This is a genomic window from Streptomyces sp. NPDC025784, assembly GCF_055558435.1.
Genome location: NZ_JBVHMN010000008.1, coordinates 97641 through 118833, shown reverse-complemented (window position 1 = coordinate 118833; position 21193 = coordinate 97641). Strand labels below are relative to the sequence as shown.

Genomic DNA, 21193 nt, shown 5'->3' with positions numbered 1-21193 from the left:
CCAATGACCGTCGCCACGTCAGAAAAGGCCGCCACCGTCGAATTTCGGTCCCTACGAAGGGAGTTCGGTCCGACAGTCGCCCTCGACGGCCTCGACCTGACCGTGCGGCCGGGTGAACTCCTCGCCCTCCTCGGCCCGTCCGGCTGCGGCAAGACCACGGCGCTGCGCATGCTGGCCGGATTCGAACACCCCGACTCCGGCGAGGTGCTGGTCGACGGCGAGGACGTCACGGGAGTCCCGGCGCACCGCCGTGACGCCGGGATGGTCTTCCAGTCCTACAGCCTCTTCCCGCACCTGAGCGCCCTCGACAACGTGGCCTTCGGGCTGCGCATGCGCAAGGTGCGTGCGGCGCAACGGCGTGCCCGCGCGGCCGAGTTGCTCGACCTCGTGGGACTGGCGGACAAGGGCGAACGCTTCCCTCACCAGCTGTCCGGCGGACAGCAGCAGCGGGTCGCGCTCGCCCGGGCGCTCGCGCTGCGGCCCCGCGTCCTGCTGCTGGACGAGCCGCTCTCCGCGCTGGACGCCAAGGTGCGGCTCACCCTCCGCGACGAGATCCGCCGGCTCCAGCAGGAACTCGGCATCACCACGGTGTTCGTGACGCACGATCAGGAGGAGGCGCTCTCCATGGCGGACCGGGTCGCGGTCATGCGTGCCGGGCGGCTCGAACAGTGCGCCGCACCCGCCGAGCTGTACGGGCGCCCGGCCACCGCCTTCGTCGCCGAGTTCGTGGGCACGATGAGCCGGATCCCCGGGCAGCTGGACGACGGGACCGTCGAGGTCCTCGGTCTGCGGCTGCCGGTGGACGGCGACGCCCCGGTCGCACGCGAGGTCGACGTCCTCGTACGACCCGAGGCGGTCCGGGTCCGGGTCGACGACGGCGGTGCCGCCCAGGTCGTGGCCACCGCGTTCCTCGGCGCGGCCACCCGTGTCACCGTGCGGCTCGCCGACGGGACCGAGGTCAAGGCCGACCTGCCCACGCACGAGGCCGCGGCACTCGGCCCGGGTGGCGCGGTCACGGTGAGCCTGCCCGACAGGCCCGTCCTGGTCGCCGAGCGCTCCGTCTGAACGGCGCGGGGCACGCGCCGGCGAGCTCCGGCGCCCCCACACAGACACCTGCACGCGTCCCCCCGGCGCCCCCACCGACGAAAGAGAGCCCCGTGACCCACCGCACCACCCCGCGGCCCACCCTCCAGGCCGTCCTGTTCGACATGGACGGCACGCTCGTGGACACCGAGCGGCTGTGGTGGGAGGCGGTGGAGCAGGTGGCCGACGGGCTCGGGCACGGGCTGACCGGCGCCGACCAGCCCGAGGTGCTCGGACGGCCCGTCGAGCACACCGCCGCATGGCTCGGCGGGATCACCGGAGCCCCGGTGCGGGAGATCGCCGAGGAACTGCACGGGGAGTTCGCGCACCGCGTCCGCACCGGCATCGTGCCCCGTCCCGGGGCGACGCGGCTGCTGGACGCCCTGGCGCGTGACGGCGTGCCGACCGCCCTGGTCACCGCCTCGCCCCGGGCCGTGGCGGACACGGTCCTCAGGGCTCTCGGAGCCGAACGCTTCGCCGTCTCGGTCACCGCCGACGACACCGAACGCACCAAGCCGGCCCCCGACCCCTACCTCGCCGCCTGCCGCGCCCTCGGTGTCGAGCCCGCCGCCTGCGTCGCCGTGGAGGACACCCCGACCGGGGTCACCTCCGCCGAGGCGGCCGGCTGCGCCGTGCTCGCCGTGCCCTCCCTCGCGCCGATCGCCCCCGCCGCCGGACGTACCGTCCTCGCCAGCCTGGAGGAGGTGACCCCGGACGGACTGCGGGCGATGGTCGCGCCGCGCGAGCTGCGGGTGATGAGCTGGAACCTCTGGTGCGGCGGCACCAAGGTGGACGACCACCGGGCCAAGCAGCTCAAGGTCATCACGGAGACGGGCGCGGACGTCGTCGGGCTCCAGGAGACGTACGGGGACTCGGCCCGGGAACTCGCCGACGCGCTCGGCTGGCACCACCATCGCGCCGGCGACAACCTCGGCGTCATCAGCCGGTACCCCGTGACGGCCCGCCTGGGCGACCCGGACGTCGGCTTCTACGGAGGGACGGGAGTGCGGATCCGGCTGGACGACGGACAGCAGCTGGACGTGTGGACCGCGCACCTCGACTACACCCCGTACGGCCCGTACGAGGCCGGCTTCGACGGGCTCGCGGCGGACGAGCTGATCGCCCACGAAGGCGTACGCCTGGCACAGATGCGGGAGATCCTCCGGCGGGTCGCGGACTCGGCGGACGACGCCGTGCCGGTGGTACTGACCGGCGACTTCAACGCGCCCTCGCACCTGGACCGACAGGACGTCGAGTGGCCCGTGACGAGGGCCGCCGAGGAGGCCGGCCTGCGCGACTCGTACCGCGAGGCCCACCCCGACCCGGCGCGGGAACCGGGCCACACCTGGTCGCCGGTCCATGTGCTGCACGAGGACGGCAGCGGGCGGCCCGAACCCCAGGACCGCATCGACTTCGTCCTGCACCGCGGTCTGCGCGTGCTCGACTCGCGCACGGTCGTCAGCGGCACCCCGCGACGCTGGCCCGACGTCGCGGGCAACGACTGGCCGTCGGACCACGCGGCGGTCGTCACGACCTTCGCGCTGCCCCGCCCCGCCGGTCCGGGCACCGCCGGGTCGGCCGGCCGGACGGCAGGCGGGTGAGCCGGTAGCCGGCGCGGACAGCCATTGCGCTTCGAGCACGCCATCCCCTAGGTTGATCCGCGCACTCGCTACCAGCGAGTAACACCGATGGGTAACGACCAGTCGCCCGGCCACCCGACCGTCCTGCCGTCCTGGGGAGTCCATGCGCTGGCCCTTCGGCCGTCCCTCCACGGTCCGTACCCGCATCGTGGCGCTCGCGCTCGCCCCGGTCGTCGCCCTCATGGCGCTGTGGAGCTTCGCCATGGTCTCCGTGACCGGCGAACTCCGCGCGCTCGTCCGGGTCCAGGGGGTGTACGAGTCCTTCGGCACCCCCGTCGACACGGCGATCGGGCAGATCCAGATCGAACGTCGGTTCGCCGCCGCGTACCTGGGCGGGGAGCCCCGCACGGCCGCGGCCCTGGACCTGATGGAGCAGCAGCACCGGACCGACCGTGCCGTGACGGCCATGCGCGAGGCGATCCGGGGCGGCGACCGGGGCGCGCTCTCCGACCGGCAGCGCCAAGTCCTCGACGCCATGCTCGACTCCGTGGACGGCCTCGACGGCCTGCGGCAGCGCGTGCTGTCCCGCGACATCTCCTGGGACCGCGCCGTCACCGAGTACAGCGCCCTCGTGGAACCGGGCTTCGACGTCCAGTCGGCGCTCACCGCGCTCCAGGCCGGACAGCTCGCGCGCGAGGCCCAGGTCGTGATCGAGCTGGTGCGGGTACGGGAGTTCGTGTCGCGCGAGGACGCCCTCGTCGCCGGGGCGCGGGCCGCCGGATCGCTCACCGACCCGCAGTACGACACACTCGCCGCGACCATCGAGGACCGCCGCGTCTTCGAGCGGACCTATGTGGCCGACCTCCCCGCCGACTCGCGCGCACTCTTCGAGGGGTTCCAGCGGGCAGACGTGCACCGGGAGCTGACGCGGGGCGAGGACTTCCTGCTGCGGGCCGGTGCGCAGCGCGCCGGGGAGGCCGTCGCGGCCGGCTCCTGGCGCACCACGACCGACCGCGCCGTCAAGCGCTACATGCAGTTGTGCACCCGGGCGGCCGTCAACTCCGCGGAACGCGGGCGGGCGTTCGCCTACCGGGAGCTCGCCAAGGCCGCGATCGTCGGCGCGCTCGGTCTCGCCGCGGTGGGCCTTTCCCTGTGGTTCGCCGTGCGCGGTGCCCGCCGCATCTCGCGTCGCCTGGAAGCGCTGCGGGACGCCGCCGACCGCCTGACCACCCGCCAACTCCCCGATGTCATGCGGCGATTGAGCTCGGGCGAGGAGGTGGACGCCGCCGCCGAGGCACCGCCCCTGGCCGACGGGGAGGCGGGAGCCGACGAGATCGGCCAGGTGGGCCGGTCCTTCAACACGGCGCGCCTCGCCGCCGTGGAGGCCGCCGTACGGCAGGCCACTCTGCGCCGCGGACTGTTCGCCGTGCTCCTCAACATCGCGCGCCGCAACCAGGCGCTCGTCCACCGGCAGCTCAAACTCGTCGACACGCTGGAGCGGCGCACCGACGATCCGGACGTGCTGGACGACCTGTTCCGGATCGACCATCTCACCACGCGCATGCGCCGCCACGCGGAGAGCCTGATCATCCTCTCCGGCGCGGTACCCGGCCGCCGATGGCGGGCGCCCGTGCCCGTCGCCGACGTGGTGTCCTCCGCGGTGAGCGAGATCGAGGAGTACGCGCGCGTGGTGGTCCCGCCGATGCCGGACACGGGCATCGCCGCGGACGCGGTCGCCGACGTCGTCCACCTCGTCGCCGAACTCGTCGAGAACGCCACGGTGTTCTCGCCCCCGCACACCCAGGTCACCCTGCGCACGAGCCGGGCCGGCGGCGGCTTCGTCCTGGAGATCGACGACCGGGGCCTCGGCCTCGACCCCGAACAGATGGAGGAGGCCCACCGCACCCTCACCACGCCGGACGACTTCGATCCGACCCGGCACGACCGGCTCGGGCTGTACGTGGTGGGGCGGCTTGCCGCACGGCACGGCATCGAGGTCACGCTGTGCCGCTCGCCCTACGGCGGCACCACGGCGGTCGTACTGCTGCCCCGCACGGTCCTCGCGTCGGTGGAGCCCGAACGGCCCGAGCCGGACCGACCCGAGCTCGCACCACGGGAGCTCGCGCGGCCGACGACGGCACCGGAGGGCCGGGCGACCGAGCGATCGGCGAACGGGTCCGGCCGGCCGGACCGGACGCCGGACCCGGATCGCCGGGCCCTGCCCTCCCGGACCCGGACGACGGTCCTGCCCCAGCAACGGACAGGGGAGCCGGGCGCGGCGACGGACACGGCGCCGGAGGACGGGCAGGACACGGTCCGCGAGCGGGAGCGGTGGCAGGACGCAGGCCGTGAGCGGGAGCCCGGACGGGAGGGAGCCGGTGAGGATCCCCCGCGGTACGGAGCCCGTGAGCGGAAGTCCGGCTGGGACGGAGCCCGTGAGCGGGAGCCCGGACGGGGCGGAGTACCTGAGCGGGAGCGGTCGCGCGGCGCGGGTCGGGAACCCGAGTGGCGGCGTGGCGCCGGTCGTGAGCCGGACCGACGGCAGGAGGCGGGACACGGGCCGGAAGCCGGTGCGGCTGCGGGCGCCCCCGCCCTGCCGACCCGCGTGCGCCAGGCCTCCCTCGCCCCCGGGCTGCGCACCGAGGAGCCGGCGTCCGAGGAGACACCGGAACGCGAGGTCACGCCCGAGGAGATGCGCGCGGTCTTCGGCTCCTTCCAGCGTGGCCTCGACCGGGGCCGCAGGGGCCTGCCCGCGGACCCCGTATCCGCGCCGCGAACCGACACCGAGGAAGGGACGGACGCCGACGATGCGCCGTGACCAGACCACCGACGGCCCCACCGAGGTCTCCGGGCCTCCGGATACCGCCGCCGAACCGCCCGGAGCGGACCTCGGCTGGCTGCTCGACGACCTCGTGGCCCGGACGGACCACGTCCGCCAGGCCGTGCTGCTGACCGCCGACGGGCTCCCGCTGAGCCGCTCGGACGGCATGCGGCGCGCGGACGTCGAGCACCTCGCCGCCGTCTGCGCCGGCTTCCACAGCCTCGCCCGCTCGGCCGGGGAACGTTTCGCCGCGGGGGAGGTGCGCCAGACCATGGTGATGCTCGACGACGCGTATCTCTTCATCACCCCGGCCGGGGACGGAAGTCGGCTCGCCGTACTGAGCGACGTGCAGACCGATGTCGGACAGCTCGCCCACGAGATGACGCTGCTCGTCCGCCGCGTAGGCCGGCACATGGCTGCCGCCGTACGGTCGGCCGCCGAACCCGCGGGTCCCTGAGCCCGCCGTGTCCGACGACCACTGGTACGAGGACGAGACCGGGTCGATGGTGCGGCCGTACACGATGACGCGGGGGCGGACCCGGCCCTCGGACCGGCACGCGATCGATCTGATGTCGCGGGTCACCGCCCTGGACACGGACGCGGGGCTCCCGGGTGTGGACCACGCCCGGGCCGCCCTGCTGGAGCTCGTGCGCCGCGGTCCCCGGCCCGTGGTCGAGCTCGCCGCGGACGCCGATCTGCCGCTGACCGTCGTGCGCGTCCTGCTCGACGACCTGGCCGAGGCCGGTCTGGTGCGCGTCGACGACCCGCCGCGTCACGCCCCGGGCGGACCGGTGGCCGACCCGGAGCTGCTGCGCGAGATCGTCGAGCGCCTGCGCGAGCTCTGAGGACCCGACGTGTGCGGTGCCGTGACCGGCTGGCCCGGCCACCGGGCTGACGTCATCCGGGCGTCAGCGCCGATGCGGGTCCTGGCGTCGGTGCCGGTGTGTGCCTGGCCTCGGGAGCCGTGGCAGGCCACCGGGAGCTGACCTGGTCCGGGTGCCGGGACCGGTGCCGGCCCGGGCGTCGGCACGAAGATCAGCCGGGGTATCGGGGCGACGGCGAGCCCTGGCGTCGGCGCCGGTCCCAGCCCGGTCTCCGGGGCCGGTGCGGGCCCCGCCGGGGGAGTCGGCCGGCGGCGGCCGGCGGGCGGGACACGGGTGTCGGGTCCGGAGCGGGGGCCGCCAGGGCGCGGCCGTGGGATCGCGGGCCGGTCACACGCCTGTGACCTGCGCCTCAAGGGCGACTGAGCCCCTTCCGGGGGCGCGCAACGAATCACCGCCGAGGGCCATGGGCACGCAACGATTCGTCCAGTGCCGCGCAACGGGTCCTTCTTGTCCGGCCGAGCCCGCCGACCGTACCGTCTATCTGGCCCCCAAACCCCTCCGTACCGGTGAGGAACACGCATGCGCACAGCCCTGCTCCAGAGCTCCGGCCGCCCCGGCTCGGTCGTCGAGAACCTCAAGGTGCTCGACGAGGCCGCGGGCCGTGCCGCCGAAGCGGGCGCCGGGCTGCTGGCCACGCCGGAGATGTTCCTCACCGGGTACGCGATCGGCGACGACGTCGCCCGCCTCGCCGAGCCCGCGGACGGCGACTCCGCCGACGCGATCGCAGAGATCGCCACCCGGCACGGCGTGGCAGTCGTCTACGGCTATCCGGAGCGCGACGGCGAGCGGGTCTTCAACTCCGCGCAGCTGATCTCCGCCGACGGCACCCGCCTCGCGAACTACCGCAAGACGCATCTCTTCGGCTGCTTCGAGCGCGACCACTTCACGCCCGGCGAGCAGCCCGTCGTACAGGCCGAGCTCGGCGGACTGCGCGTCGGCCTGATGATCTGCTACGACGTCGAGTTCCCGGAGAACGTGCGCGCGCACGCGCTGGCCGGCACCGACCTGCTGGTCGTGCCGACCGCGCAGATGCATCCGTTCCAGTTCGTCGCCGAGTCCGTCGTCCCGGTGCGGGCCTTCGAGAACCAGATGTACGTCGCGTACGTCAACCGCACGGGTCCCGAGGGCGAGTTCGAGTTCGTCGGGCTCTCCACGCTGGCCGGGCCCGACGGGATCGCCCGCACCCGGGCCGGCCGTGGCGAGGAACTGGTCCTCGCCGACGCCGACCCCGTCCTGCTCGCGGACTCGCGCGAGACGAACCCGTACCTGAAGGACCGCCGCCCCGGCCTCTACGGGTCCTTGATCTGACACCCCGCCGCCCCGGCGCCCCGCCCCCGCCCCACCGGCCCGCCCCGCACGTTTTTCCCGCAAGGAGTCCGTACCCCATGACGTCCACGGTGCCCAACGCCGTCCAGCACGCCGACGTGCAGCAGCCGCCGATCACCATGTTCGGCCCGGACTTCCCCTACGCGTACGACGACTTCCTCGCGCACCCCGCGGGGCTCGGCCAGATACCCGCGACCGAGCACGGCACCGAGGTAGCGATCATCGGCGGTGGTCTCTCCGGCATCGTGGCCGCCTACGAGCTGATGAAGATGGGTCTCAAGCCCGTCGTGTACGAGGCCGACCAGATCGGCGGCCGGCTGCGCACCGTGGGCTTCGACGGCTGCGACCCGTCGCTGAGCGCGGAGATGGGCGCGATGCGCTTCCCGCCCTCCTCCACCGCACTCCAGCACTACATCGACCTGGTGGGCCTCGAGACCCGGCCGTTCCCCAACCCGCTGGCCGAGTCGACGCCTTCCACGGTCGTCGACCTCAAGGGCGAGTCGCACTACGCCGAGACGATCGACGACCTGCCGCAGGTCTACCGCGACGTCGCCGAGGCCTGGAACAAGTGCCTGGAAGAGGGCGCCGACTTCTCCGACATGAACCAGGCCATGCGGGAGCGCGACGTGCCGCGCATCCGCGAGATCTGGGCGAAGCTCGTCGAGAAGCTCGACAACCAGACCTTCTACGGCTTCCTCTGCGACTCCGAGTCCTTCAAGTCCTTCCGGCACCGGGAGATCTTCGGCCAGGTCGGCTTCGGCACCGGCGGCTGGGACACCGACTTCCCGAACTCCATCCTGGAGATCCTGCGCGTCGTCTACACCGAGGCCGACGACCACCACCGTGGCATCGTCGGCGGCTCCCAGCAGTTGCCGCTGCGCCTGTGGGAGCGCGAGCCGGAGAAGATCGTCCACTGGGCGTACGGCACCTCGCTGGCGAGCCTGCACGAGAACGGCGCGCCGCGCCCGGCCGTGACCCGGCTGCACCGCACCGCGGGCAACGCGATCACCGTGACCGACGCGGACGGCGACATCCGCACCTTCAAGGCCGCCGTGTTCACCGCGCAGTCCTGGATGCTGCTCTCCAAGATCGCCTGCGACGACTCGCTCTTCCCGATCGACCACTGGACGGCGATCGAGCGGACCCACTACATGGAGTCCTCGAAGCTCTTCGTGCCGGTCGACCGGCCGTTCTGGCTCGACAAGGCCGTCGACGACAGGGGAAACCCGACGGGCCGGGACGTCATGTCGATGACGCTCACCGACCGTATGACCCGCGGGACCTACCTCCTCGACGACGGCCCGGACAAGCCCGCCGTCATCTGCCTCTCGTACACGTGGTGCGACGACAGCCTGAAGTGGCTGCCGCTGTCCGCGAACGAGCGCATGGAGGTCATGCTGAAGTCGCTCGGCGAGATCTACCCGAAGGTCGACATCCGCAAGCACGTCATCGGCAACCCGGTGACCGTGTCCTGGGAGAACGAGCCCTACTTCATGGGCGCGTTCAAGGCCAACCTGCCCGGTCACTACCGCTACCAGCGGCGCCTGTTCACCCACTTCATGCAGGACGGGCTGCCCGAGGACAAGCGGGGCATCTTCCTGGCCGGAGACGACATCTCCTGGACGGCCGGCTGGGCCGAGGGTGCCGTGCAGACCGCGCTGAACGCGGTGTGGGGCGTCATGCACCAGCTGGGCGGCGAGACCGACGCGACCAACCCCGGTCCCGGCGACGTCTACGACGAGATCGCGCCGGTGGAACTGCCGGAGGACTGAGAACGTCCGGCGCGGGCGGGCCGGGCTGATCCCGCCCGCCCGCGCCGGAGTCGGATTCGGTCCGCCCGCGCCGGAGCCGGACTCCGTCCGCCCGCGGCCGACGTCAGATACCGGCCGCCCGCGCCGCGGTGTACACCTCGGCGGCCACGTCCTTGAGCTCCTCGGCGTCCCGCACCGAGCTCTGGAGGTCGAGGAAGATCTCGTCGAAGCCCAGCTCCGCGTGCGCCGCCAGGTCCTCCACGATCTGGTCGACGCTGCCCTGGAAGGGGCGGCGGTGCTCGCCCTCGTACGGCTTCGCCGAGTACCGGGCGTTGGTGCGCAGCACCGTCTCGATCGGCCGGGTGCGACCGCGCTCGGCGGCCAGCTCCTGCAACTGACCCCACTGTTCGGTCAGTTGCCCGACACCGAGACCCACGGGCATCCAGCCGTCCGCCACGTCGACGAGGCGGCGCCGTGCCTTGGGCGAGCCCGCGGCCAGCAGGATCGGGATGGGACGGGCCGGCTTGGGCCCGACCGCGGCCGACGCGATCCTGGTGACCTTGCCGTCGTAGACCACCGGGTCCGGGCCCCATACGGCGCGGCACACGGCGATGATCTCGTCGAGGGCCTGGCCGCGCTCGGCGAAGGGCCGTACGGACGCCGCCGCGTATTCGTCGTGCGACCAGCCCGTGCCCAGGCCCGCGACGACCCGTCCGCCGCTCGCCGCGTCGAGCGTGGCGAGGGACTTGGCGAGCTGGAACGGCACGTGCAGCGGGGCGATCAGCACGCTGGTGCCGAGCCGGGCGCGCTCGGTGGCGGCGGCCGCGAGGGTCAGTGAGACGAGGGGTTCGGCGACCCCGCGGTACGACTCGGGCCAGGGCATCCCCTCGATGCCGTACAGCCCCTGGGTCGGGGGATCAGGGAACAGGGCCCGCTCGAAGACCCACAGGCTGTCGTACCCGATCCGCTCGGCCGTGCGAGCGACGTCGGGCACGTCCCGCCCGAGGTCGTACTGCTTCATCTGGGGGAGACCGAGGCCGAGCCGAGTCGCCATACCTTTGCTCCTTCGCATCCGGGTGTGCCCGTCGATCAACGTACAGCGATCTCGGGGGAGTTCCGGCGATCCGGGCGCGGCGTGGCCGGATCAGTCGGGCAGCGGCGTGAGCAGCATCCGTCCGGCGAACCCGACCGCCGCGTCGAGGCGCTCGGCGAGCTCATCGGCCAGGTCGGCCAGTTCGCGCAGCGCCCAGAGGGCCCGTGCCGCCGCCCAGGTGGCGTCGCGCGCCCGCTCCAGGCTCCACGAGCCGAGCAGATGAGTGAGCGGGTCGGCGATCTGGAGGAGGTCGGGGCCCGGCATCAGATCTTCGCGGACGCGTTCCTCCAACGAGACGAGGAGGTCGCCCACGCGGTCGAACTCGTCCTCCAGATCGGCCGGTTCGCAGCCGAGCGTACGACAGGTGTCCACGACGGCGAGCGCCAGATCGTGCCCGATGTGCGCGTTGATGCCCGCGAGCGCGAACTGCAGCGGACGTACGCCCGGATGGCGGCGGAACTGGAGCAGGGGCCGCCAGCAGGCGGGCGCGAGCCCCTCCTCGGCCACCGTCAGATAACGCTCCGCGAACCGTACGTCCAGCGCTGTCGTGGCCCGCCGGTCCGGGAAGGCACCGGCCTCCAGGCGCCGGCCGACCTCCTCGGTGACGGCGAGGTAGACGCGGTTGAAGACGGCGACGCCGTCCCGCCCGGGCAGCCTCGCGTCGAGGGCGCGCATGCGGGAGACGACGGTGCCCACCGTGCCGACGGGATCGCTGAACTGTGCCGACTGCGCCATGGGGGCAGCGTCCCAGTCCTAGGCTGGCCGCAGTGCCGCCGGGCCGGACGCTTCCCCAGAACGGGGGAACCGTCCGTGGCGGGAGTGGGGGGGGGAGCAGTACGTGTCAGGCTTGCGTGCCCAGCGGCTGGCCGCGCGGAAGGCCGAGCCCAGGCGCACCGCCCGGCGCGGTGCGATGGTCGCGGCGGCCTCGGTCGTGGTCGCGGTGGGCAGTGCGACGGGAGTCCTGTCCGCGCTCGACGGTCATCGCCCCTCCGGCGAGGCAGGGCCGACGGTGACGAGCTCACCTCGCCTGCTGCCCCTGCCGGCCGTACCGACGCCGACGACCGCCCCTGCCTCGCCCTCCCCGTCGGCGTCCGCGTCCCCGAAGCCGCGCCCCGAGCCCACCCCGACGAGGAAGCGGACGAAGACCGTCGCGGCCGCGCCCCTGCTCTACCGGCATCCCGACTCGCAGGTCCTCGACTGGGTCCGGGCCCACCCCGGCGACTCCCGGCGGGCGGTCATCGAGTCCCGGATCGCCGATCGCCCGGCGGCGGTGTGGTTCGCGGACTTCACCCCGTCGACCATCACCGCGCGGGTCGGGGCGGTGACGTCGGCCGCCGCCGCGCAGGGCCGGGTCGCGGTCGTCGTGCCGTACGCCGTCCCGCAGCGCGACTGCGGCGGCGCCTCGGACGGCGGGGCGCCGGACCTGGCGGCCTACGACGGCTGGATCGACAGGTTCGCGGCGGGGCTGGGCTCCGGCGAGGTCGTCGTGATCCTGGAGCCGGACGCGATCGCCCAGTCCGACTGCCTCTCGGAGGGCGAGCAGGCCGACCGGTTCGCCTCGCTGGCCCGCGCGGGGCGTGTCCTCAAGGACGCGGACCCCAAGGCCCGGGTCTACTACGACGCGGGACACTCCGACTGGAACCCGGCCGCCGAGCAGGCCTCGCTGCTCGATCAGGCGGGGGCCGCGTCGCCCCGCTCCTCCGACGGCATCTTCACGAACGTGTCCAACTTCCACCGGACGGCCGACGAGATCGGGTACGCCAGGCAGGTGCTCTCCGCCCTCGGTGGCCCCGCGAGCCTGGGCGCGGTCGTCGACACCAGCAGGAACGGCAACGGCGCGCCGCCCGACGGAGAGTGGTGCGATCCGGCGGGCCGGAAGATCGGACAGGCGCCGACCCTGAACACGCACGAGTCCAGGATCGACGCCTATCTGTGGGTGAAGCTGCCGGGCGAGTCCGACGGCTGCAAGGGTTCGCCCGGCAGCTTCTCGGCGGAGTACGCCTATGAACTGGCGCGCTGATCCCTGCCCGGCGCGCTCGACTCCGGCTCGCCGTCCGCGTCGTACGAGGAGGTGCCCTCGTCCAGCAGCGGTTCCTGCGGCTTGAGGTGCGCCGGTGCCATCGCGCGCAGCGCGTGGTAGCCGGTGATGACGACGAGGGTGCCCAGCGCGATGCCGTTCAGCGAGAAGTTGTCCGTGAACTTCAGCGTGACGCCGCCGACGCCGATGATGATGCCCGCGGCGGCCGGCACCAGGTTCAGCGGGTTGCGCAGGTCGACCCGGGCGTTGAGCCAGATCTGCGCGCCGAGCAGGCCGATCATGCCGTACAGGATGACGGTGATGCCGCCGAGGACACCGCCCGGGATCGCCGCGACGACCGCGCCGAACTTGGGGCAGAGGCCGAAGAGGAGGGCGAAGCCGGCGGCGGCCCAGTACGCGGCCGTGGAGTAGACGCGGGTCGCGGCCATCACGCCGATGTTCTCGGAGTAGGTGGTGTTGGGCGGGCCGCCGACCGCGGTGGAGAGCATCGAGGCGACGCCGTCCGCGGAGATCGCGGTGCCCAGCTTGTCGTCCAGGCTCTCCCCGGTCATCTCGCCGACCGCCTTCACATGGCCCGCGTTCTCGGCGACCAGCGCGATCACCACCGGCAGCGCGACGAGGATCGCGGACCACTGGAAGGACGGGCCGTGGAAGGACGGCAGTCCGACCCAGTCGGCCTTGCCGACGGCGGAGAGGTCCAGCCGCCAGTGGTCCGTGAGCTTTCCGCTCGCGTCCACCGACCGGATCTTGCCGAAGATCCGGTCGAAGGCCCAGGAGATGCCGTATCCGAAGAGCAGCCCCAGGAAGATCGCGATCCGTGACCAGAAGCCGCGCAGGCACACCACGGCCAGGCCGGTGAACAGCATGACCAGCAGCGCCGTCCACTGGTCCTGCGGCCAGTACGTGGAGGCGGTGACCGGAGCGAGGTTGAAGCCGATGAGCATGACGACCGCGCCGGTCACGATCGGCGGCATCGCCGCGTGGATGATCCGTGCCCCGAACCGCCGCACGGCGAGGCCCACCAGGAACAGCGCGACACCGACGACGAACACGGCACCGGTCACCGTCGCACTGGTGCCGCCCTGGGCGCGGATCACGGCGGCGACGCCGACGAAGGACAGGGAGCAGCCCAGGTAGCTGGGCACATGGCCGCGTGTCGCGAGCAGGAAGATGGCGGTCGCGACGCCGGACATCATGATCGCGAGGTTGGGGTCGAGGCCCATGAGGACGGGCGCGACGAAGGACGCCCCGAACATGGCCACCACATGCTGTGCCCCCAGCCCGATCGTGCGGGGCCAGGAGAGGCGTTCATCGGGGCGGACGACTGCTCCGGGTTCGGGCCTGCGCCCGTCGCCGTGCGGTTTCCAGCGCACGCCGAGGTCCATGGTGTGGCTTCGCTTTCTCTGTACGTGAATCTGTCCGGACCATTGTCAGGGGTAACCAGCCGCCCTACGCTCGCACGGTCTTACTCATGAACCTCGTTCATATGTCTGATCGGAGTGGTCAATGAGTGCACGATCCCGACTGGGCGTGGTCGTGGCCGCCGTGATCGCCCTGGCGGCCACCGTCGTCCCCTCGGCCACGGCCCACGCGGGGCCCAGGGTTCCCCGGACGGCCGTCCTCGACGGCGCCGCACTCCAGCGGACGAAGGTCCGCCTGGACCACGGAGATCCACAACTCGCCCGAACCCTGAAGGACTTGACGGCCCGCGCCGACAACTGGCTGGGCCAGGGCCCCTGGACGGTCGTCGACAAGCCGAAGCCCGCCCCCGGCGGTGACGTCCACGACTACCTCAGCCAGGCGCCCTACTGGTGGCCGTCCCAGCCCAGGACCGCCGAGAACCCCTGGGGATGCCCCTACGTGCAGCGCGACGGCCAGCGCAACCCCGAGGTCGACACCGGCACCGACCGCCAGGACGTCGAGAAGGTCTTCGACTCGACGTACGACCTGGCGCTCGCCTGGTACTACACCGGCGACAAGCGGTACTCCGAGAAGGCCGGACAGGTCCTGCGCACCTGGTTCCTCGCCCCGGACAGCCGGATGAACCCGAACCTGGACCACGGGCAGTTCATCCCCTGCAAGTACGACGGCCGGGCCATCGGCGTCATCGACTTCTCGCAGTCCTACACCAGCGTCCTGGACGCCGTCGCCATCCTGGACACGGGCGCCCCTGGCTGGTCCGAAGGGGACCGCGGTGCGATGCGGGCCTGGAACACCGCGTTCCGTGACTGGCTGGCCGACAGCGCCTTCGGCAAGGAGGAGGGCGCCGCCCAGAACAACCACGGCACCTTCTACGACATGCAGCTCGCCGCCCTGGCCTACGCGACCGGCGACCGGGAGCTCGCCCGGCGGACCGTCCTCGACGCCCGCGCCCGGCGCATCGGTCCGCAGATCGCCGGTGACGGCAGCCAGCCCCAGGAGCTGGCCCGCACCCGCAGCTGGCACTACTCGACCTTCGACCTGGTCGCCTACACGCGGCTCGCGGCCATCGGCCGGCACGTCGGGGTGAACCTGTGGTCGTACCGGGGGCCGGACGGCCAGAGCCTTTTCGAGGCGGTCGACTACCTGCTGCCCGCGGCCACCGGTGCCGAGCCCTGGGGGCATCCCGAGCTCGAGTTCCACCGCTTCGCGGCGAGCGACGTCGTGCACGCGGCCGCGGACGCGGGGGACCGGGCCGCCCGGGCCGCGCTGCCCAGGATGGAGGCGCCTCCCGGCGGTGACCTGTGGGCGCTGCGGCCCGCCGCCGAGCAGCTCGACTCCATCGCGGGCTGAACCCGCCCCGCCGAGGCTTCTGAGCGTTTGCTTAGGATGAGAGGGTGCCGTTTTCGGCCATGTCCCGTTCGTCCCGTACGTCTCAGGAGCCCCGCCCGTGACCGCCGAAGCCCCCGTCGCCCCCGCCCTGCCGTACGGGCGGCTGCTGCCCGTCACCGTCCACTTCGACGACCTGGACGCCCTCGGACTGCTCCACAACGCCCGCTACCCGGTCATGGTGGAGCGCGCCTGGACCGCGCTGTGGAGCGAACTCGGCTTCGGCTTCGAGGGCGACTGGGAAGCGGCGGGCGACTTCTGCAACGCCGTGCGGGAACTGCGCGTCAGCTACGAGGCCCCGGTCAGCAGGCCCGGCGGCTACGCCGTCCACATCTGGCTGGAACGGCTAGGCAACACCGGGCTCACCTACGGCTTCCGCTTCTGCTCGGCCGACGGCGCGGTGACGTACGCGCACGGCACCCGTGTCCTGGTCCGGCTCGACGCCGGGACGCTGCGTCCGACCGCGTGGAGCGACCGGTTCAGGGCCTTGGGTCGGGAACTGCTGCGTCCACAGGGGTGACCGTCGGGCGGTCCCGGTCGCCCGCGCGCAGCACACCCGCCAGCACGGCCAGGCCGCACGCCAGAACCGTCACCAGCCCGAACGACACCACCAGGCTCGTCGCCTGCGCCAGGGTGCCGATCGCGCTCGGCGCGACCAGGCCCGAGGTGTACGTGATGGTGGCGACGCCCGCGATGGCCTGGCTCGGGTTCGGGCCGCTGCGCCCGGCCGCCGCGAAGCAGAGCGGCACCACGACCGCGATGCCGAGGCCGAGCAGTCCGAAGCCCCCCATCGCCACGGCCGGATGGCCGGCCACGACGACCAGCAGTCCGCCGAGCACGGCCAGGACTCCGCCGGCCCGCACCGTGCGGACGGCGCCGAAGCGGTTCACCACCGTGTCGCCCAGGAGCCGGGCCACCGCCATCGTGAGCATGAAGCCGGTCGTGCATGCCGCCGCGAGACCGGCCGAGGTGCCCAGCTGGTCCCTCAGGTAGACCGCCGACCAGTCGAGACTCGCACCCTCCGCGAACACCGCGCAGAAGCCGACCGCCCCGATGAGCAGCGCCGACCTGGGCGGCAGGGTGAAGCGCGGCGGCGGCTCCTCGTCCTCGGTCGGCTTGAGGTCGAGCACCCACTGGCATGCGGCCAGGCCCAGGACGGTCAGCACGGCGGCGGCCAGCGCGTGGTGCAGACGCGCGTCCGAGCCCAGGTGTGCGGCCAGTGTGCCGGCCGCCGAGCCGATCAGCGCGCCGGCGCTCCACCACCCGTGCAGGCCCGACATGATCGACTTGTGGAGCCGGTTCTCGACCTCCACGCCCAGCGCGTTCATCGCGACGTCCGCCATGCCCGCCGTGGCGCCGTACGTGAAGAGCGCGAGGCACAGGGTGAAGAGGTTCGGCGCGAGGGACGGCAGGATCAGCGCCAGTGTCCACAACGAGATCAGACCGCGCAGCGCGTTGCGGGCGCCGAAGGTGTGGCTGATCCGGCCCGCCAGCGGCATCGCGACCGACGCGCCGATCGCCGGGAAGGCGAGCGCGAGGCCGAGCTGGCCCGCGCCGAGCGAGGCGTGGTCCTGGATCCAGGGGACACGAGTCGCGAAGGAGCCGGTGACCGCTCCGTGCACCGCGAACACGGCGGCCACGGCATACCGGGCGCGCTTCAAGTCGCTCATGTCGTAGACCACTTCACCCATCGTGCCGCTGCCCCTCCCGGACGTCCTCCCCATACTGCTGCCGTAAACTATCAGGAACCCTGCCTGATAAATAGTCGACGATTCGGACACCGGTACCGGAGGACAGGACCGGGCGCCGGACACCGGGGCCCGTACCCCGGCCGTCCGGGCCGTGTGCCCTGCCGACCCGGGAGGATTCCGTGATCTGGGAGGATCCCGGCATGCCCGCATCCCCGAGCACCGCCCGAGCCATCAACGACCGGCTCGCCCTGCGGCTCCTCCAGCAGGAAGGCCCGTTGACGGCAGGGCAGTTGAAACAGCTCACCGGACTGTCCCGGCCCACTGTCGCCGACCTCGTGGAACGGCTCACCGCCGCCGGTCTCGTCTCCGTGGTGGGGGAGTCCGGGGAGCAGCGGCGCGGACCGAACGCCCGCCTGTACGGGATCGTCGCCGACCGCGCCCAGCTGGCCGCCCTCGACGTCCGCACCGAGAGCGTCTCCGTCGTCGTCAGCGATCTGCTCGGCGCGGAGCTCGCGCGGGCGTCCCTGCCGATCGCCGACGACACGGGCACCGGGCCCGCCGTCGAACAGGCGGTCACCCTGGTCGAACGCACCGCCAAGGAGGCCGGGGCCGAGCGTCTGCACACGGTGGGGATCGGCGCGCCCGGCCTGATCGACCCCGCCGGTGGCGAGCTGCGCGACTCCTCCGGTCTGCCCGCCTGGCACCGCCGCCTCGTCGCCGCCCTCCAGGAACGCCTGCCCGCCCGCGTCCTCGTCGAGAACGAGACCAACCTCGCCGCCCTCGCGGAACAGCGAGACGGCGCCGCACGCGACCGCGACACCTTCGTGCTGCTGTGGCTGGGCCACGGCACCGGCGCGGCCGTCGTCCTGGACGGCGCCCTGCGTCGCGGTGCCTCCGGCGGCACCGGGGAGATCGGCTTCCTGCCCGTGCCCGGCACCCGCACGCTCCCCTCGGCGACGGACTGCGAGGGCGGCTTCCACTCCCTGGCGGGCGCGGCGGCCGTCGCGGCACTCGCCGCGGAGTACGGCCTCGCGGCGGAGTCCGCCGCGCACGAACCGCACGCCGCGGCGCTGGTGCGCGCGGCCGTGGCTGCCCCGGGCGATTCCGGCGCGGTCCGCTTCCTCGACGCCCTCGCCGACCGCCTCGCCATCGGCGCCGCGTCCGTGATCGCCGTGCTCGACCCGGGGTGCGTGGTGCTCGGCGGTGAGGTCGGGCAGGCGGGCGGCGACGCCCTCGCGGCACGGGTGGAGGAGCGTCTGCGGGGGATGTCGCCGCTGCCCACCGAGGTGCGCGCGAGCACGCTCGGCGGGGGTGCGGTGCTGCGCGGAGCGCTGCTCACCGCGCGCGACGGCGCACAGGACGAGCTCTTCGCGGCGCCGGGGAGCGCCGGGGGGCACAACATCCTGTAGACCGTGGCCACGAACCGGGCCCTGGTCGCGGACGCCCGAAGCGCAGCTGCCCGCGCAGGGGAGGGCAGGCCGACCGCGTCGTCCCGTACGCCGGAAGGGGGCGCCTCCCGCACACTCCCGTAGGCCGGGAAGGCCAGGCTGCCCGCGCGGTTTCGCACGCTCCCGCACGCCGGTCGGCCAGGCCGCCCGCGCACTCCCCGACGCCGGAGGGCAGGCCTCCCGCACGCTCCCGCACGCCGGGAAGGCATGCTGCCCGCGTGGTCCCGCGCCCTCCCGGACGCCGGCCGGGCGGGCACCCCGCTCCGTCCCGTACGCCTGAACGGCCCGCCTCCCCGCGGGCTCCCGTACGCCGGGGGCGCCCCGTCCGCCTCAGGCCTCGGTCCGTCCGATGTGCGCCTTGAGGTACTCCTCGAACGTTCCCTTGCCCACCGCGTGGTCCGGAGCGAGGTGTCCGCCGTTCCTGAAGGCCCGGTAGGTCTTTCCGGCCAGGCGCACATCGACGAGCGGGCGTCGCCTGCCGGTGGCGCGCAGGTAGGCGGCGGCCAGGGAGCGGAAGCCGCGGACCTCGGGGCCGCCCATGTCGTCGACGCGGCCCGCGGGTGTCCCGAGCGACAGTGCGGCGAGCCGGTCGGCGACCTCGGCGACCTCCACCGGCTGGTCCGGGACGCCGGCGGGGAGCAGCAGCACGGGCATCTTGGCCAGGGACCCGAGAACCTGGGCCACGAGGTCGTGGAACTGGGTGGCGCGCAGGATCGTCCAGCCGAGCCCCGACTCCTCGATCTGCTTCTCCACGGCCAGCTTGGCCCGGTAGTACCCGAGCGGCACCACGTCCACGCCGACGATGGAGATGTAGACCAGGTGGGACACCGCGGCCTTCCGCGCGGCCGCGATCAGGTGCGCCGCCGCCCGCTCGTCACCCCCGCGGGGAGAGCTCGCGCAGTGCACGACGGTGTCCACACCGGCCAGCGCCGCGTCCAGCCCGGCACCGCCCTCGCGCAGGTCGACGGCGTACGGCTCGGTGTGCCGGCTCAGCACCCGCACGTCGTGGCCGTCCGCCCGCAGTCGCGCCGTGACGAGACGTCCGAGGGTTCCGGTACCGCCGGTCACCAGGATCGTGGTCATGCTGCTCAGCCCTTTCGACGTCGGCCGCTCCCGTGCGGAGCGCACTTCACCGACTGAGACCGGACAGCGCCCGTGCAATGTGACAACGGCGCGCTACGCCCCCGCCAGCTGGCGTCCCACGAACGCCAGCTTGTCCGGGTTGAGCACGCCGCGCATCTGTGTGAACACACCGTCGTGCGCCTCGAACGAGACGACGACGAAGACCTGGCCGTCGTGCAGTCCGACCAGCGCCGCACTCCCGTTGACCTCGGCCGTCGTAAACTCGGCTCCCGCCTCGATCCTGTTCGTGACGCCCGCGAAGAAGCGCAGGACCTTGTCGCGGCCCCGGATCGGCCGCAGGGCCGCTCTGACCTTGCCGCCGCCGTCGGACCACCAGGTCACGTCCGCCGCCAGCAGCCGCTCCAGGCCGGCGAGGTCTCCCTCGCGCGCCGCCGTGATGAAGGAGGCCACGAGCCCCTCCTGCTGTTCCACGGGGGCCGCGAAGCGGGCCTCGGGCACGGCGAGCCGCTGCACCGCGCGCCGGTACAGCTGGCGGCAGTTGGCCTCGCCCAGCGCGAGTACGCCGGCGATCTCCCGGTGGTCGTACGCGAAGGCCTCGCGCAGCACGTACACGGCGCGTTCCGTCGGGGTGAGCCGCTCCAGGAGGACGAGCAGGGCCAAGGACACGGCGTCGCGCCGCTCGGCCGACTCCAGGGGGCCGAGCGTCCCGTCCGAGGTGACGACGGGTTCGGGCAGCCATGTCCCCGTGTACCGCTCGCGCCGCGCGCGGGCCGAGGCGAGCAGGTTGAGACAGAGGTTGGTGACGACCTTCGCCAGCCAGGCGCGCGGTTGTTCGACGGTCGCCCGGTCGGTCCTGCTGAAACGCAGATAGGCGTCCTGCACGACGTCCTCCGCGTCCGCGGCGGAGCCGAGCATGCGGTAGGCGAGCCCGAACAGCTGCGGGCGGTGCGTCTCGAACTCGTCGGCGAGGCTTGTCGTCACGCTCCCAGCCTGGCAGAGGCACCTCATGCCATTTCCCCGGGCCCGTACGCGTCTTCGGGCCGGCGCGCCCGTGCCGGGAGACCCGAGTCGGCCGGGGTGGGGGACCCGGCGGCGGGGCAAGGGCCTTCGTCACCGCCGCCGGGTCGATCTGGGGGCACAGCGCAGTGATCGCAGACCCTAAGTGGACTAGACCAGCAAGGTCAATAGGTATGGACCAATAGCAAGATGGTTTCGTGGCAAGGGAGTTGGGCCGACAGGTCTGTCGCAAAAGTCCATTCGCCTGGCCTGTGAGGCACCCCACAGGGATTCGCCCCCATGGACGTCGATCAGGCGTGGCACACTGGCCCTGTACCAGAAGCAGCGCACTCCGGGGTCGGTGAAATTCCGAACCGGCGGTTACAGTCCGCGACCCGGTCGCTTCCAGCGGCCGGTTGACCAGGTGAAATTCCTGGACCGACGGTTAAAGTCCGGATGGGAGGCAGTGCGCGGCGGGCGGGCATTCGTGCGCGCCGCCGTATGTTGCGACACGTCCTGTCGGACGTGTCCCTGTCGGCGACGTTCCCGGTGTTCTCGTCCGCTCATTCTGTCGTCATCGACAGGCCCCGG

Annotated in this window: 17 protein-coding genes and 1 riboswitch; of the genes, 11 read left to right on the top strand and 6 right to left on the bottom strand. The window is 73.0% G+C overall.

Going from position 1 to position 21193, the window contains the following annotated elements; all coding sequences use genetic code 11:
• The first annotated feature begins 3 nt into the window (after positions 1-3).
• The 7 genes from ACZ4IF_RS19615 (at position 4) to ACZ4IF_RS19585 (ending at position 9466) form a co-directional block, all read left to right on the top strand.
• Positions 4-1065 (top strand): ABC transporter ATP-binding protein, encoded by a 1062-nt coding sequence (locus ACZ4IF_RS19615; RefSeq protein WP_467564455.1) that lies wholly within the window; start codon positions 4-6, stop codon positions 1063-1065.
• A 92-nt stretch (positions 1066-1157) separates the two neighbouring features.
• Positions 1158-2684, top strand: a complete 1527-nt coding sequence (locus tag ACZ4IF_RS19610; protein ID WP_467564453.1) for an HAD-IA family hydrolase — start codon at positions 1158-1160, stop codon at positions 2682-2684.
• 142 nt (positions 2685-2826) lie between these two features.
• Positions 2827-5481 (top strand): sensor histidine kinase, encoded by a 2655-nt coding sequence (locus tag ACZ4IF_RS19605; protein ID WP_467564451.1) that lies wholly within the window; start codon positions 2827-2829, stop codon positions 5479-5481.
• Positions 5471-5941 (top strand): roadblock/LC7 domain-containing protein, encoded by a 471-nt coding sequence (locus tag ACZ4IF_RS19600; RefSeq protein ID WP_359497775.1) that lies wholly within the window; start codon positions 5471-5473, stop codon positions 5939-5941. Before ACZ4IF_RS19605 ends, ACZ4IF_RS19600 begins: the two co-directional genes overlap by 11 nt.
• Positions 5942-5948: 7 nt before the next feature.
• A complete protein-coding gene (locus ACZ4IF_RS19595; RefSeq protein ID WP_467564449.1) occupies positions 5949-6329 on the top strand; it encodes a DUF742 domain-containing protein in 381 nt (126 codons plus the stop codon).
• A gap of 558 nt (positions 6330-6887) precedes the next feature.
• Entirely contained in the window at positions 6888-7676 is a 789-nt protein-coding gene (locus ACZ4IF_RS19590; RefSeq protein ID WP_467564447.1) for a carbon-nitrogen hydrolase family protein, read from the top strand.
• A 77-nt stretch (positions 7677-7753) separates the two neighbouring features.
• On the top strand, positions 7754-9466 hold the full coding sequence (locus ACZ4IF_RS19585) for a flavin monoamine oxidase family protein (protein WP_467564445.1): 1713 nt from the start codon (positions 7754-7756) through the stop codon (positions 9464-9466).
• A 103-nt stretch (positions 9467-9569) separates the two neighbouring features.
• Here ACZ4IF_RS19585 and ACZ4IF_RS19580 read toward each other — a convergent pair whose 3' ends face one another.
• Together ACZ4IF_RS19580 and ACZ4IF_RS19575 are read right to left on the bottom strand one after the other, a co-directional pair.
• Positions 9570-10499, bottom strand: a complete 930-nt coding sequence (locus ACZ4IF_RS19580; RefSeq protein WP_467564443.1) for an LLM class F420-dependent oxidoreductase — start codon at positions 10497-10499, stop codon at positions 9570-9572.
• 90 nt (positions 10500-10589) lie between these two features.
• On the bottom strand, positions 10590-11273 hold the full coding sequence (locus tag ACZ4IF_RS19575; RefSeq protein WP_467564441.1) for a DUF5995 family protein: 684 nt from the start codon (positions 11271-11273) through the stop codon (positions 10590-10592).
• A 175-nt stretch (positions 11274-11448) separates the two neighbouring features.
• Between ACZ4IF_RS19575 and ACZ4IF_RS19570 the strand changes: the two genes are divergently transcribed.
• The gene (locus tag ACZ4IF_RS19570) at positions 11449-12558 is read left to right on the top strand and encodes a glycoside hydrolase family 6 protein (protein ID WP_467564808.1); all 1110 of its coding nucleotides are present in this window, start codon (positions 11449-11451) and stop codon (positions 12556-12558) included.
• Here ACZ4IF_RS19570 and ACZ4IF_RS19565 read toward each other — a convergent pair.
• Positions 12540-13961 carry a uracil-xanthine permease family protein gene (locus ACZ4IF_RS19565; RefSeq protein WP_467564438.1) on the bottom strand — a complete coding sequence of 474 codons (1422 nt, stop codon included), beginning with the start codon at positions 13959-13961 and terminating at the stop codon, positions 12540-12542. The two genes, ACZ4IF_RS19570 and ACZ4IF_RS19565, sit on opposite strands and share 19 nt — an antisense overlap.
• Positions 13962-14082: 121 nt before the next feature.
• Here ACZ4IF_RS19565 and ACZ4IF_RS19560 point away from each other — a divergent pair, with 121 nt between their 5' ends.
• Positions 14083-15348 carry an alginate lyase family protein gene (locus tag ACZ4IF_RS19560; protein WP_467564436.1) on the top strand — a complete coding sequence of 422 codons (1266 nt, stop codon included), beginning with the start codon at positions 14083-14085 and terminating at the stop codon, positions 15346-15348.
• 97 nt (positions 15349-15445) lie between these two features.
• The gene (locus ACZ4IF_RS19555) at positions 15446-15904 is read left to right on the top strand and encodes an acyl-CoA thioesterase (protein ID WP_467564434.1); all 459 of its coding nucleotides are present in this window, start codon (positions 15446-15448) and stop codon (positions 15902-15904) included.
• Here the strand turns inward: ACZ4IF_RS19555 and ACZ4IF_RS19550 are convergent.
• Positions 15864-17075, bottom strand: a complete 1212-nt coding sequence (locus ACZ4IF_RS19550) for an MFS transporter (protein WP_467564432.1) — start codon at positions 17073-17075, stop codon at positions 15864-15866. The genes ACZ4IF_RS19555 and ACZ4IF_RS19550 overlap by 41 nt on opposite strands.
• 200 nt (positions 17076-17275) lie before the next feature.
• Here ACZ4IF_RS19550 and ACZ4IF_RS19545 point away from each other — a divergent pair, with 200 nt between their 5' ends.
• A complete protein-coding gene (locus ACZ4IF_RS19545) occupies positions 17276-18484 on the top strand; it encodes an ROK family transcriptional regulator (protein WP_359497989.1) in 1209 nt (402 codons plus the stop codon).
• Positions 18485-18853: 369 nt separating this feature from the next.
• On the opposite strand, the gene ACZ4IF_RS19540 is transcribed toward ACZ4IF_RS19545, so the two are convergent.
• Both ACZ4IF_RS19540 and ACZ4IF_RS19535 read right to left on the bottom strand, forming a co-directional pair.
• Entirely contained in the window at positions 18854-19606 is a 753-nt protein-coding gene (locus ACZ4IF_RS19540; RefSeq protein ID WP_467564429.1) for an SDR family oxidoreductase, read from the bottom strand.
• Between the two features lie 93 nt (positions 19607-19699).
• Positions 19700-20587, bottom strand: a complete 888-nt coding sequence (locus ACZ4IF_RS19535) for an RNA polymerase sigma-70 factor (protein WP_467564427.1) — start codon at positions 20585-20587, stop codon at positions 19700-19702.
• A gap of 358 nt (positions 20588-20945) precedes the next feature.
• Positions 20946-21076, top strand: a riboswitch (FMN riboswitch).
• Positions 21077-21193: the final 117 nt, after the last annotated feature.